Source organism: Enterobacter sp. A8, from assembly GCF_004296595.1.
Taxonomy (GTDB): domain Bacteria; phylum Pseudomonadota; class Gammaproteobacteria; order Enterobacterales; family Enterobacteriaceae; genus Enterobacter; species Enterobacter cloacae.
Map to the genome: position 1 here is coordinate 1,499,348 of NZ_SCMF01000001.1, position 12,498 is coordinate 1,511,845.

The following is a 12,498-nucleotide window of genomic DNA, read 5'->3' on the forward strand; positions in this document are numbered from 1 at the left end:
GAACTAAAACACAGAGAAGAAAAAAGAAAATGCCCCGAGGTAAAAACAAAACGGTAACCCAGAGGTTACCGTTTTGAGTGTTTGCACCCTCACCCGTAGGAGAGGGCATCAGGCCGCGGAGATTAACGCAGACCGAGTTGGAAAATCAGCGTTTCAGCTTCGCAGGCGAAGATAAAGTCGATATCCAGCTTCACGCCGCCGTCCACTTCCGTGTAGGTGGACTTGATTTCACACGGATCGGATTCTACGTCGCGCGCGCGCTTGCTCAGCGCCGCCAGGGTTTCTTCCGCTTCGGCACGGTTGGTGAACACGCGGCTGTAAGAGGCGGTGCAATCGGAGTTGTCCATGATGGTACCAACATCCATACAGCAGCAAACCGGGGTTTCATCAGCACTGCATTTACTCATATCTCAATTTCCTCTGTATTCGCGCAGGACGCGAGACAAACACGATGCTGATATTTTACGCCCCGATGCAGACGCTCTCCAGCCGTTAATGGCGCAAAACGGGATAAGTGACCAATATCACACTAAAAAATGATCTAAAACAAAATTCGCCCTTTTGGGTGAGTCGTGATGGTCACATTTTTGCCAACCAGATCTCGTTTCAAGAAACATGTTTGAAAATATTAATAAACAAACTTGCAACATTCTAGCTGGTCAGACCTATACTCTGGCCACTGGTCTGATTTGTAAGTCATACCTCAGACCCTACACTTCGCGCTCCTGTTACGGTATGTAACAATTATTGAATAAAAATAACTCAATGAGGTTATGGTCATGAGCCAGAAAACCCTGTTCAACAAGACTGCGCTGGCAGTCGCAGTGGCAATCGTCTCTACGTCCGCCTGGTCAGCGGGCTTCCAGTTAAACGAATTTTCTTCCTCTGGCCTTGGCCGTGCGTATTCCGGGGAAGGTGCAATTGCTGATGATGCAGGTAACGCCAGTCGTAACCCTGCGCTGATCATGATGTTTGATCGCCCAACCTTCTCAGCGGGCGCCATCTTTGTTGATCCGGGTGTGGATATTACGGGCCGTTCCCCGAGCGGAGCCAGCCTGAATTCCGATAACATCGCGCCAACGGCATGGGTGCCAAACCTGCACTTCGTCGCGCCAATCAACGACCAGTTTGGCTGGGGTGCATCCGTAACCTCTAACTATGGTTTAGCGACCGAGTTTAATAACGACTACGCAGCAGGAGCCTATGGCGGTAAGACCGACCTTGAGACTCTGAACCTGAACCTGAGCGGTGCTTACCGTCTGAACAGTAACTGGAGCTTCGGCGTTGGCTTTGATGCCGTTTATGCTAAAGCGAAAATCGAACGTTACGCGGGCGATCTCGGCAAAATCGTTGCGGGCTCCGGCGCACTGCCGCCGCCTCTGGCACAACAGGTTGCAGGGATCCCGGCAGACACCCAGATCGCCTATCTGAAGGGCGACGAGTGGGGCTTTGGCTGGAACGCCGGTATCCTTTATGAACTCGATAAAAACAACCGTTACGGTTTCACCTACCGTTCCGAAGTGAAAATCGACTTTGACGGCGACTACAAGAGCAGCCTGCCTTCTGCTTATAACCAGATCCTCGGCACCTTCGGCCTGCCAATGGGCACGGATGGCCGTACCACTGGCGGTTCTCTGAGTCTGCACTTACCGGAAATGTGGGAATTGTCCGGTTATAACCGCGTGGCACCACAGTGGGCGATTCACTATAGCCTGACCTACACCAGCTGGAGCCAGTTCCAGGAGTTGAAAGCGACCAACAGCAAAGGCGACACGCTGTTCTATAAAGATGAAAGCTTCCGTGATGCCTACCGCATCGCACTGGGTACCACCTACTATATGGATGACAACTGGACGTTCCGTACCGGTATTGCCTTCGATGATAGCCCGGTTCCGGCTGACAAACGTTCTATCTCCATTCCGGATCAGGACCGCTTCTGGCTGAGCGCCGGTGCGACCTATGCATTCAACAAAGATGCCTCTGTCGATGCGGGTGTTTCGTATATGCACGGTCAAAAAGTCAGCTTCAAGGAAGGTCCGTATGAGTTCTCTTCCGAAGGTAAAGCCTGGCTGTATGGCCTGAACTTCAACTACGCGTTCTAATTCGCGCAGGGATCAAAAAAGGTGAGCATCGCTCACCTTTTTTATTTATTCCGAATCGATATCTTTTAATTCGTTCTCGATTGCCTTCGCGTTTGGATTCTCTTCCGGCTTCAGCTTGCCACCATTGGCAATAAAGTCATGATTCTGGAAGTAAGCTTCACGCACCATGATGTATGGATCGGAAGACTGACGCAGCAGACCGTCGGAATCGAGCAGTTGCGCACGTGTTTCAATCCCTTCTACCGTCCATTTACCAATCGACAGCGGCCAGGTCAGCCACGAAAGAACCGGATACAGCGTATCCACCATATCACCGCCATCATCACGCACGGTAAAGCTGCCATAGAACGGCAGATGAACGTACGGGCCGTAACCGACGCCATAATGACCCAGCGTACTCCCGAAGCGGTGCGGCTGTTCACGCTGCAGTTTCGGGTTCGCCATGCCGGCGACATCGATAAAGCCCCCCATCCCCAGCAGGGAGTTCAGGAAGAAGCGAGTAAAGTGCACCATCCCCTGATACGGATCGCCTTGCAGGAAGTAGTTGACCATCACCGCTGGCTCTTCAAGGTTACTGGTGAAATTGCTCAACCCGTTACGCGCAGGCTGGGGAACATAATCACGCCATGCAACCGCCACCGGGCGAACCACATACGGATCCAGCACGTTATAGTTGAAGCTATACATTGAGCGGTTAAATCCTTCGAGAGGATCGGAGCGTCCCGTTTGCTCCCCGGAGCTGGCGCAGCCCACAAGCATCGTCGCGCCCAGCGCAAGCGCCGACAGCCGAAGTTTCATAAAATTCTCCCTGTTCAGTATGGCTATCGTTGATTGCCATCCGTAACGGAGCATTTGATGCTCCGTCTGTAAACGTGCAAGTGATTGTATCAGCACGTTTACCGATGTCTATGAGCACAATTACGGGCAGTAACCACCGTCACTCTGATCTCAGCATAGCCTGGCTTTTAGAATTCGTTTCGCTGGCAATTTTATAATGGCTTTGAATGAGATGTCTCACCTTTGTTGCCATTACCCTCACTTTAAGAGCATCCCCACGGGCATTTTGTTAAAAGCCGCTACGCTTAAAAGAAAGAACACCCAACTGGAGCGGTTATGAAAGACGTGGGCGAAGAGAAAATTGGCGAGAGCAATGAAGAACTTGAAATTGAGAGCGAGGAAAAAGAGCGCGGTGAAAAGATAGAGATTGATGAAGATCGTCTTCCCTCCCGCGCGATGGCGATCCATGAACATATCCGTCAGGATGGGGAAAAGGAGATGGAGCGCGATGCCATGGCCCTGCTGTGGTCCGCTATCGCGGCCGGCCTCTCGATGGGGGCATCGCTACTTGCGAAGGGCATTTTCCATGTGCAGCTTGAAGGTGTACCCGGTGGCTTTTTGCTGGAGAACCTGGGCTACACCTTCGGCTTTATCATCGTCATTATGGCCCGCCAGCAGCTTTTTACTGAAAACACGGTCACCGCCGTTCTGCCGGTCATGCAAAACCCGACCCTGGGTAACTTTGGCTTACTGATGCGTCTGTGGAGCGTGGTCCTGCTGGGCAACCTCATCGGCACGGGTATCGCCGCCTGGGCGTTTGAATATATGCCGATATTTGATGAACCCACCCGGGATGCGTTTGTGAAAATCGGTATGGATGTGATGAAAAACACGCCCGTGGAGATGTTCTCTAACGCCATTATCTCTGGCTGGATTATCGCGACAATGGTCTGGATGTTCCCGTCTGCAGGCAGCGCCAAAATTGTGGTAATCATATTAATGACGTGGCTGATTGCGCTGGCCGACACCACCCATATCGTGGTGGGTACTGTAGAAATCCTCTATCTGGTGTTTAACGGCACGCTTCACTGGACCGATTTCTTCTGGCCATTTGCACTGCCCACGCTTGCGGGCAACATCTGCGGCGGAACCTTTATTTTTGCGCTGTTGAGTCATGCCCAGATCCGTAACGACATGTCTAATAAGCGTAAAGCCGAGCTGAAAGCGCAGGAAAATGATGAAAAATCGGCAAATAAATCGGCCTGAATGGTGACTCTTTGAGCAGTCGGGCGGCAATGCGCTTAACGCAAAGTGTAAATAACGGTATACTCGTGCCGCCTCGTCCCCTTAGTTAAATGGATATAACGAGCCCCTCCTAAGGGCTAGTTGCAGGTTCGATTCCTGCAGGGGACACTTTGATAGTAAACATCACTGCGCTTTCCATAACTCCACGCAGTTTCGCCCCCGTCGTTTTGCCCCATACAACGCCTCATCCGCAGCCTGAATCAGACGTTCGTAGTCAGGATGACCATTAAACATGGCCGCCCCAATCGAAAGCGACAACGGTATTGGCTCGCCTGTCGGGGAATGAACCTTAATTTTTTCCACGCGTCGGCGGATCCGCTCGGCAATGCGCAGGGTATCGGCTTCGGTGATTTCTGTTAGCACAATCAAAAACTCATCTCCGCCGTAGCGGAAGACATAGTCACAGGTGCGAACGTTGTCATAAAATGCCCCGGCAACCTTTCTTAATATTTCATCTCCCGTGTTGTGCCCCCAGGTATCGTTGATTTGCTTGAACTTATCGACATCAATAAGCAACACCGACAGCGGCGTACCAGAACGACTTGCCTGGGTAATTTCACGTTTAAAAATGGTTGGCAGGAAGCGACGGTTAAGCAGACGAGTGAGCACATCCACGCCCACCTCGTGCCGGGCTACCTCATCAAACAGCTCATGCAGCAGGGTCACGATTTGCGAGAAGGTCGTTCGCGTCAGCCGCAAAAATTGCACCTGCCGCAGTCTGTCGTGAAGGGCATCGTCTGTCTGACGAACGTCATGAAAAGCCGCGTCGAACTCCTGGATAAGACGAGAGATATGCCCTGCTTCGGCAATACCACTGAAGTAGTGACGTCCCTTATGACTGAACCACAGCCCAAAGTCGGACTGCCCGAGCGGCCGGCTATTGTCGATGCTGGAGTCCAGCATCACTTTATAAAGCAGCGACAGTTCCCACGTCAGTAATGCGGCGGTCTGCCGTTCCTTCTCAACTTCCGCATTTTCCATCAGCGAGAAGATTCGATAGTTCTCGTCCTCTTTTGCCGCATTGTTCTCGCTGAAGACATACGCGCGCGACATCACCTCCATTGCCAGATCAATGCTGTTAATGGCGTAGTGATAGATGCTTAACTTGGTCTCAGAAGGGTGTGGTGTGGCATTAATAAGAGGTAACAACAGCTTTTTCAGGATCCGAAAACCCATCTCAACCAGGTCGACTGATATACCTATTCGGGCGTGAACATCGGCGGCGCGCTGCTGAGCCCGCATCTGTTCATCAACCTGTTCAACCCGGCAGGAGAGAACATCAACAAGCCAACGGCGCAGCGCCTCCTGCAGCTGCCTTTCAACCTGCTCAGTGGTCAGAAACTCCGCTGCATGAGGGTCGGCCAGGACCACACGATAAAACTCCGTAATCAGACCAGAAGCATGATCGCTGGCCAGTTGCGCAGTAAGTTGATGAACGAGGGGATCCGTTTCATTGATTAACTGAATCCACTCATCCCTTACGGTTTGTAAATAGGTTTCCATTTACACCCTCTAGGGGAGATCGTTAGCTTGTCCGACGGGAATTGAGCGCACGGATTCACCGTCTGGCATGCGTGATAATCAACAACAGCAACAAAATCAACACCCTTTCCAGGTGCCGCTTTTTTAATCAAAAACGAGTAATAGCACATATCGTATAACGGTGCTACATTACGCCGCCCACCCAACGTCAGCAGTGGTCAGGCAACGCCGTAAAGATCGGTAAAGCCTGCAACCATGACCTTGTCCAACGGTCTAATTGGCACGTGGTATCGCTTTATGCGTTACTTTCAAAGGCTTTACATAGGTTCACTATTTTGTCTCAATCCCACTTCAAACGTGCGTTTTTACACCCGCGTTACTGGTTTACATGGTTTGGTCTTGGCGTACTCTGGCTTCTGGTTCAACTTCCTTATCCTGTGATCCGCGTACTGGGCTCCAGGCTCGGCAGCGCGTCCCGCCACTTCCTCAAACGTCGTGAATCTATTGCCCGTAAAAATCTCGAACTGTGCTTTCCCCAGTATAATGCGCAGCAGCGCGAAACACTGATTGCCGAGAACTTTAAATCTATCGGCATGGCATTGCTTGAAACCGGCATGGCCTGGTTCTGGCCTGATGAGCGCGTCCGCAAATGGTTTGACGTGGAAGGTCTCGAAAACCTGAAACGCGCGCAAATGCAAAACCGTGGCGTGATGGTCGTTGGTGTCCACTTTATGTCGCTGGAGCTGGGCGGCCGAGTAATGGGGCTTTGTCAGCCGATGATGGCCACCTACCGCCCGCACAACAGTCCGCTGATGGAGTGGGTACAAACCCGTGGTCGCATGCGTTCCAATAAGGCGATGATCAGCCGTAACAATCTGCGCGGTATGGTCGGCGCCCTGAAGAAAGGCGAAGCCGTCTGGTTTGCACCCGATCAGGACTACGGACGTAAAGGCAGCAGTTTTGCGCCCTTCTTTGCGGTTAAAAATGTCGCCACCACCAACGGCACGTTCGTGATTTCGCGTCTGTCAGGCGCCGCAATGCTGACCGTAACAATGGTGAGAAAGGTTGATAAATCTGGCTATCGTCTGCACATCTCACCGGAGATGGCAAACTATCCGGAAAATGAATGCGAAGCTGCAGCGTTCATCAATAAAGTTATCGAGACCGAAATTATGCGCGCGCCGGAGCAGTATCTGTGGATGCATCGCCGTTTCAAAACGCGGCCGCATGGCGAAGCGTCTCTCTATATTTAATATGGAGAAAGGTTAGTTTCGCTAAGAAACTAACCTTTTCAATCACCTGTAATCACCCTGAGTAATTGTCTTTTCTTGCCGTCGCTCAACGTGGATTTATTGCGCTCTGAAATCAAACTGTCGCCGTTCCACGACACCCGTAAGTTACGGAAAGTATTTAAAAAAATGCCTCTTGTCACCCCTCATTTTTAGGCGTACATTAGCGCCGTCTGGCAACAGGAAAGCACAGAATTCTGAGCTGGAGTTTGCATCGTAACGGGATAATTCTCATTTCCGTCTCAGGCAAATGTCAGTTCTCTATAATCAGGTGGACTCTGTTTTTAAGTGCGTACCAGAAGATACGCGGAGCGATGAAACGTGAAATATTTCTTTATGGGCATTTCGGTGATTGTTTTAGTGTGGGCCGGAACCTTCGCCCTGATGATCTAGCGAAGAACATGCAGTCAAAAAAACAGGAGCCGTTGGCTCCTGTCTTTTTATGTCATTAAGATTCGTGCTGTTCAACGGCACTCTTTGATGCGAGAAGCCCGTCGGCGCGGAACATACTCTTGATGCCCCTCACCGCCTGGCGAATACGGTCGCTGTTTTCAATCAGCGCGAACCGTACATGGGTGTCGCCATAATCACCAAAGCCAATGCCCGGCGAGACGCAGACTTTCGCGTCCTGCAACAGCTTTTTGGCAAACTCCAGTGACCCCATCGCCGCGTAAGGCTCAGGGATTTTTGCCCAGACATACATTGACGCTTTCGGCATTTCCACCATCCAGCCAGCCTCATGCAGCCCTTTCACCAGCACATCGCGACGGCGTTTATACTGGGCGGCAATATCATGAACACACTGCTGATCGCCTTCCAGCGCGGCGATAGCGGCCACCTGCAGTGGGGTAAAGGTGCCGTAATCGTGGTAACTCTTAATACGCGCCAGTGCACTCACCAGCGTTTTGTTACCCACCATAAAGCCAATACGCCACCCCGCCATGTTGTAGCTTTTCGACAGGGTAAAGAATTCCACCGCCACATCACGTGCGCCCGGAACCTGCATGATGGAAGGCGCTTTCCAGCCGTCGTACACAATATCGGCGTAGGCTAAGTCGTGTACCACCAGCACATCGTAACGCTTCGCCAGTGCGACGACTTTCTCAAAGAAGTCGAGTTCTACACACTGCGCCGTAGGGTTAGACGGGAAACCGAGGATCATCATCTTCGGTTTCGGATAGCTTTCACGAATCGCACGTTCCAGCTCGTTAAAGAAATCGACCCCTTCCACCAGCGGCACAGAGCGAACCTGTGCGCCGGCAATCACCGCGCCGTAAATATGGATGGGGTAGCTTGGATTAGGCACCAGCACCGTATCACCATGATCCAGCGTAGCCAGCATCAGGTGCGCCAGCCCCTCTTTCGAGCCAATGGTGACAATGGCTTCACTTTCCGGATCGATGTCAACCTGATAGCGATCCCGGTACCAGCGAGAGATCGCGCGACGTAATCGAGGAATGCCGCGAGAGGTGGAGTAACCGTGCGTATCCGGGCGCTGGGCGACCGTGCAGAGCTTCTCAACAATATGCGCAGGCGTTGGGCCGTCAGGGTTACCCATGCTGAAATCGATAATATCTTCGCCGCGACGACGCGCAGCCATCTTCAGTTCAGCAGTGATATTGAAAACATAAGGGGGGAGACGATCGATACGCGTAAAACGGCGTTCAGGACTGAATTCAGCCATAGATTCCTCAGATTAACGTTAGCGCCCGGACCGTCCGAGCGACGCTGCCACTTATGTGGCGTGTTTAGAAAATAACCTGAAAAAAAACATGCTGTCGAGGGGTTAAGCAAAAAAAAGATGTCGCATTAAAAACGGGAACCTTCAGGTACTGAAAGCGGAAGCGTTCCTGCTAATTGCGCAATTTTAATACCCAGTGTTTAACATGATGATATCAAAGCTGTTACCTTGTCGCTCTCCAGGAGTTAAAAAACTGGCATCTTCAGGAAGTCACCCTCAATCCCCTTTGAAGATTATGGTTTTTCCTCATTTGATAAACACGACGGATAGCTGGTCAACAGGCGTCAGGTTTTTTATCATTGGGCTTTCCTCTTTTCGCTGGTCGACTCGTGCACGAAATATTCGATATGCTGCTGGCGGTTTTTGACCGTGCGGCATTAATGCTGATTTGCCTGTTTTTCCTCATTCGTATTCGCCTGTTCCGCGAGCTTTTGCACAAGTCTGCCCACTCGGCAAAAGAGCTGCTGGCCGTTACCGCCATCTTTTCACTGTTCGCCCTGTTCAGCACCTGGTCCGGGGTGCCGGTAGAAGGGTCGCTGGTCAACGTGCGTGTTATCGCCGTGATGTCCGGTGGGATCTTGTTTGGCCCCTGGGTGGGCATTATTACGGGTCTCATCGCCGGGACACATCGTTACCTGATAGATATCGGCGGCGTGACGGCGGTGCCGTGTTTTATCACCAGCATCATCGCCGGTGTCCTTTCCGGCTGGATTAACCGCAAAATACCGAAAAAGCAGCACTGGCGCGCCGGGATCATCGCGGGCATGCTGTGCGAAACGCTGACCATGGTTCTGGTGGTCGTCTGGGCTCCCACCATCGCGCTGGGGCTGGATATTGTCTCTAAAATCGGTATTCCGATGATCCTCGGCAGCGTCTGTATCGGTTTTATCGTGCTGCTGGTGCAAAGCGTTGAAGGGGAAAAAGAGGCCAGCGCCGCACGTCAGGCCAAGCTGGCGCTGGATATCGCCAACAAAACGCTGCCGCTCTTCCGCCATGTTAACGCCGAATCCTTACGTCAGGTCTGCGATATCATCCGTCGCGATATTCATGCCGATGCCGTGGCCATTACCAATATCGACCACGTCCTGGCCTATGTTGGCGTAGGTGAGCATAACTATCAGGACAGCGATGACACCATCAGCCCCACCACCAGGCAGGCGATCAATTACGGTAAAATCATCATTAAAAACAATGATGAAGCCCACAGAACCCCAGAAATTCACTCCATGCTGGTGATCCCGCTGTGGGAGAAAGGCGTGGTGACGGGAACCCTGAAAATTTACTACTGCCACGCGCACCAGATCACCTCCTCCCTGCAGGAGATGGCCATCGGGCTGTCGCAGATTATCTCTACCCAGCTGGAGGTCTCCCGCGCGGAACAGCTGCGCGAGATGGCAAATAAGGCAGAGCTGCGCGCGCTGCAGAGTAAAATTAATCCTCATTTTCTGTTTAACGCGCTGAATGCGATCTCCTCATCCATTCGACTTAATCCGGATACCGCACGTCAGCTGATTTTCAATCTGTCACGCTATCTGCGCTACAACATTGAGCTAAAAGATGACGAGCAGATCGACATTAAAAAAGAGCTTTATCAGATCAAGGATTACATTGCGATTGAGCAGGCGCGCTTTGGTGACAAACTCACGGTCATTTACGATATTGATGAAGAGGTCAACTGTGTGATCCCAAGCCTGCTGATCCAGCCGCTGGTTGAGAACGCTATCGTCCATGGGATTCAGCCGTGTAAAGGGAAAGGGGTGGTGACCATCAGCGTGACCGAAAGCGGCAACCGCGTGCGGATTGCCGTGCGCGATACCGGCCACGGAATTGATCCTAAAGTCATTGAGCGCGTTGAGGCCAACGAGATGCCGGGGAATAAGATTGGGCTGCTGAATGTCCACCACCGGGTCAAACTGCTGTACGGCGACGGGCTGCATATTCAGCGCCTTGAACCGGGCACCGAGATCGCCTTTTATATTCCGAATGAACGCTCTCCCGTTCATGCGTCTACATCCCTGTTGCCTTAGGCCGGAGTAACCCGTGAAAGTGATCATTGTAGAAGATGAGTTTCTGGCTCAACAGGAGCTGAGCTGGCTCATCAAAACGCACAGTCAGATGGAGATCGTGGGCACGTTTGACGATGGTCTGGACGTGCTGAAGTTTTTGCAGCATAACCGCGTTGATGCCATTTTTCTTGATATCAACATTCCGTCGCTGGATGGCGTATTACTGGCGCAAAACATCAATCAGTTTGCCCATAAGCCGTTTATTGTCTTCGTCACCGCCTGGAAGGAGCACGCGGTTGAAGCCTTCGAGCTGGAGGCGTTTGACTATATCCTTAAGCCTTACCAGGAGTCGCGCATCGTCACCATGCTGCAAAAGCTGGAGGCCGCGTGGCAACAGCAGAACGCCCCTGTCACCGCAAGCCCCGCAGTACGTGAGAATGACACGATTAACCTGGTGAAGGATGAACGTATCATCGTGACGCCGGTTAACGATATCTACTATGCCGAAGCCCATGAAAAGATGACGTTTGTTTATACGCGGCGGGAATCGTACGTGATGGCGATGAACATTACCGAGTTTTGCAGCAAGCTGCCGACAGCGCATTTCTTCCGCTGTCACCGCTCGTTTTGTGTGAATTTAAACAAGATCCGCGAGATCGAGCCGTGGTTTAACAATACCTACATTTTGCGCCTGAAGGATCTTGATTTTCAGGTGCCAGTGAGCCGCAGCAAGGTCAAAGAGTTCCGCCAGTTAATGCACCTGTAAATCCCCTCTCCCGCAAGAGAGGGGCTGGGTTTTAGAGGATCTGGCCGAGCACCTGACGCAGGTGGGCGCCCGAGCCAAGTAAACCCGGGTTGTCGTGCACAATCAGATAAACAGGAATGTCCTGCACGTAGCTTTTAAAACGTCCTTTGTCTTCGAACCCGCCGCGGAAGCCTGACGCTTTGAAGAACTCCAGGAAGCGCGGCACAATGCCACCGGCAATGTAAACGCCACCAAAGGTGCCGAGCGTAAGCGCCAGGTTGCCACCAAAACGCCCCATTATCACGCAGAACAGCGACAGTGCGCGACGGCAGTCGATGCAGCTGTCTGCCAGTGCGCGCTCGGTCACGTCTTTCGGCTGCAGATTTTCCGGCAGACGGCCGTCAGACTTCACAATGGCACGATACAGGTTTACCAGCCCCGGGCCGGAAAGCACGCGCTCAGCCGACACGTGGCCGATCTCAGCGCGTAGCTCTTCCAGAATAATGCCCTCTTCTTCGCTGTTCGGTGCAAAGTCCACGTGGCCACCTTCACCCGGCAGACTCACCCAGCGCTTATCAACATGAACCAGATGCGAAACGCCCAGCCCTGTACCGGCACCGTATACGGCAATCGGCTTGCCTTCTACCGGGGCAGTACCGCCAAACTGAGTCAGGTGCTCTGGCTTCAGCATCGGGATGGCCATCGACACCGCAGTAAAGTCGTTGATGATTTCCAGATGTGCAAAGCCGAGGTTCTTTTTCATCTCGGCAATGGAAAATGCCCAGGTATGGTTGGTCATCGCGACCCAGTCGCCGGTAATCGGGCAGGCAATCGCGATACAGCCATCTTCAACGCTGACCTTGTGCTCTTCCAGATAGACGCGTACAACGGCCTCAAGGCTGGGGTAATCCAGCCCTGAATAGGTTTTCGCCTGGGAAATTTCACCGCTACTTACATCGCATAATGCCAGGCGCGCGTTAGTGCCGCCCACATCTCCTACCAAAGCATACTTTGTCATTCTTCTACTGCTCCGCTAAAGTCAGAATAAATC

General features: G+C 52.2%; 11 protein-coding genes and 1 tRNA gene. 7 read left to right on the plus strand and 5 right to left on the minus strand.

Annotation, left to right across the window (positions count from 1 at the left end; genetic code table 11):
- Positions 1 to 122 precede the first annotated feature (122 nt).
- On the minus strand, positions 123 to 407 hold the full coding sequence (locus EQV24_RS07035) for a YfcZ/YiiS family protein (RefSeq protein WP_013098157.1): 285 nt from the start codon (positions 405 to 407) through the stop codon (positions 123 to 125).
- Positions 408 to 779: 372 nt separating this feature from the next.
- Here EQV24_RS07035 and fadL point away from each other — a divergent pair, with 372 nt between their 5' ends.
- The gene (gene fadL / locus EQV24_RS07040) at positions 780 to 2,102 is read left to right on the plus strand and encodes a long-chain fatty acid transporter FadL (RefSeq protein WP_014832806.1); all 1,323 of its coding nucleotides are present in this window, start codon (positions 780 to 782) and stop codon (positions 2,100 to 2,102) included.
- 45 nt (positions 2,103 to 2,147) lie between these two features.
- Here the strand turns inward: fadL and mlaA are convergent, their stop codons facing one another.
- Positions 2,148 to 2,900 (minus strand): phospholipid-binding lipoprotein MlaA, encoded by a 753-nt coding sequence (mlaA, locus tag EQV24_RS07045; RefSeq protein ID WP_013098159.1) that lies wholly within the window; start codon positions 2,898 to 2,900, stop codon positions 2,148 to 2,150.
- Between the two features lie 315 nt (positions 2,901 to 3,215).
- Here mlaA and EQV24_RS07050 point away from each other — a divergent pair, with 315 nt between their 5' ends.
- Together EQV24_RS07050 and EQV24_RS07055 are read left to right on the plus strand one after the other, a co-directional pair.
- On the plus strand, positions 3,216 to 4,145 hold the full coding sequence (locus tag EQV24_RS07050) for a formate/nitrite transporter family protein (RefSeq protein WP_013098160.1): 930 nt from the start codon (positions 3,216 to 3,218) through the stop codon (positions 4,143 to 4,145).
- A 75-nt stretch (positions 4,146 to 4,220) separates the two neighbouring features.
- Positions 4,221 to 4,292 (plus strand) — tRNA-Arg (locus EQV24_RS07055).
- Positions 4,293 to 4,307: 15 nt separating this feature from the next.
- Here the strand turns inward: EQV24_RS07055 and EQV24_RS07060 are convergent.
- A complete protein-coding gene (locus tag EQV24_RS07060; protein WP_013098174.1) occupies positions 4,308 to 5,687 on the minus strand; it encodes a diguanylate cyclase in 1,380 nt (459 codons plus the stop codon).
- A 311-nt stretch (positions 5,688 to 5,998) separates the two neighbouring features.
- Between EQV24_RS07060 and lpxP the strand changes: the two genes are divergently transcribed.
- Both lpxP and ypdK read left to right on the plus strand, forming a co-directional pair.
- Complete coding sequence (gene lpxP / locus EQV24_RS07065; RefSeq protein WP_167816581.1) at positions 5,999 to 6,919, plus strand: kdo(2)-lipid IV(A) palmitoleoyltransferase; 921 nt, start codon at positions 5,999 to 6,001, stop codon at positions 6,917 to 6,919.
- A gap of 357 nt (positions 6,920 to 7,276) precedes the next feature.
- Positions 7,277 to 7,348 (plus strand): membrane protein YpdK, encoded by a 72-nt coding sequence (gene ypdK, locus EQV24_RS07070; protein ID WP_099458937.1) that lies wholly within the window; start codon positions 7,277 to 7,279, stop codon positions 7,346 to 7,348.
- 55 nt (positions 7,349 to 7,403) lie between these two features.
- Here the strand turns inward: ypdK and alaC are convergent, their stop codons facing one another.
- On the minus strand, positions 7,404 to 8,639 hold the full coding sequence (gene alaC, locus EQV24_RS07075) for an alanine transaminase (RefSeq protein WP_130626364.1): 1,236 nt from the start codon (positions 8,637 to 8,639) through the stop codon (positions 7,404 to 7,406).
- Positions 8,640 to 9,025: 386 nt separating this feature from the next.
- Between alaC and EQV24_RS07080 the strand changes: the two genes are divergently transcribed.
- Positions 9,026 to 10,723: a sensor histidine kinase gene (locus EQV24_RS07080; protein ID WP_032618314.1), complete on the plus strand. Its 1,698-nt coding sequence runs from the start codon at positions 9,026 to 9,028 to the stop codon at positions 10,721 to 10,723.
- A gap of 13 nt (positions 10,724 to 10,736) precedes the next feature.
- Positions 10,737 to 11,468 carry a LytTR family DNA-binding domain-containing protein gene (locus EQV24_RS07085; RefSeq protein WP_013098180.1) on the plus strand — a complete coding sequence of 244 codons (732 nt, stop codon included), beginning with the start codon at positions 10,737 to 10,739 and terminating at the stop codon, positions 11,466 to 11,468.
- A gap of 31 nt (positions 11,469 to 11,499) precedes the next feature.
- On the opposite strand, the gene glk is transcribed toward EQV24_RS07085, so the two are convergent.
- Positions 11,500 to 12,465 carry a glucokinase gene (glk, locus tag EQV24_RS07090; RefSeq protein ID WP_038420298.1) on the minus strand — a complete coding sequence of 322 codons (966 nt, stop codon included), beginning with the start codon at positions 12,463 to 12,465 and terminating at the stop codon, positions 11,500 to 11,502.
- Between the last annotated feature and the right edge of the window lie 33 nt (positions 12,466 to 12,498).

Excerpts from the sequence above, each read along its gene's own strand:
- EQV24_RS07035 (WP_013098157.1), bottom strand. The coding sequence starts at position 407 with ATGAGTAAATGCAGTGCTGATGAAACCCCGGTTTGCTGCTGTATGGAT.
- fadL (WP_014832806.1), top strand. The coding sequence starts at position 780 with ATGAGCCAGAAAACCCTGTTCAACAAGACTGCGCTGGCAGTCGCAGTG.
- mlaA (WP_013098159.1), bottom strand. The coding sequence starts at position 2,900 with ATGAAACTTCGGCTGTCGGCGCTTGCGCTGGGCGCGACGATGCTTGTG.
- EQV24_RS07050 (WP_013098160.1), top strand. The coding sequence starts at position 3,216 with ATGAAAGACGTGGGCGAAGAGAAAATTGGCGAGAGCAATGAAGAACTT.
- EQV24_RS07060 (WP_013098174.1), bottom strand. The coding sequence starts at position 5,687 with ATGGAAACCTATTTACAAACCGTAAGGGATGAGTGGATTCAGTTAATC.
- alaC (WP_130626364.1), bottom strand. The coding sequence starts at position 8,639 with ATGGCTGAATTCAGTCCTGAACGCCGTTTTACGCGTATCGATCGTCTC.
- glk (WP_038420298.1), bottom strand. The coding sequence starts at position 12,465 with ATGACAAAGTATGCTTTGGTAGGAGATGTGGGCGGCACTAACGCGCGC.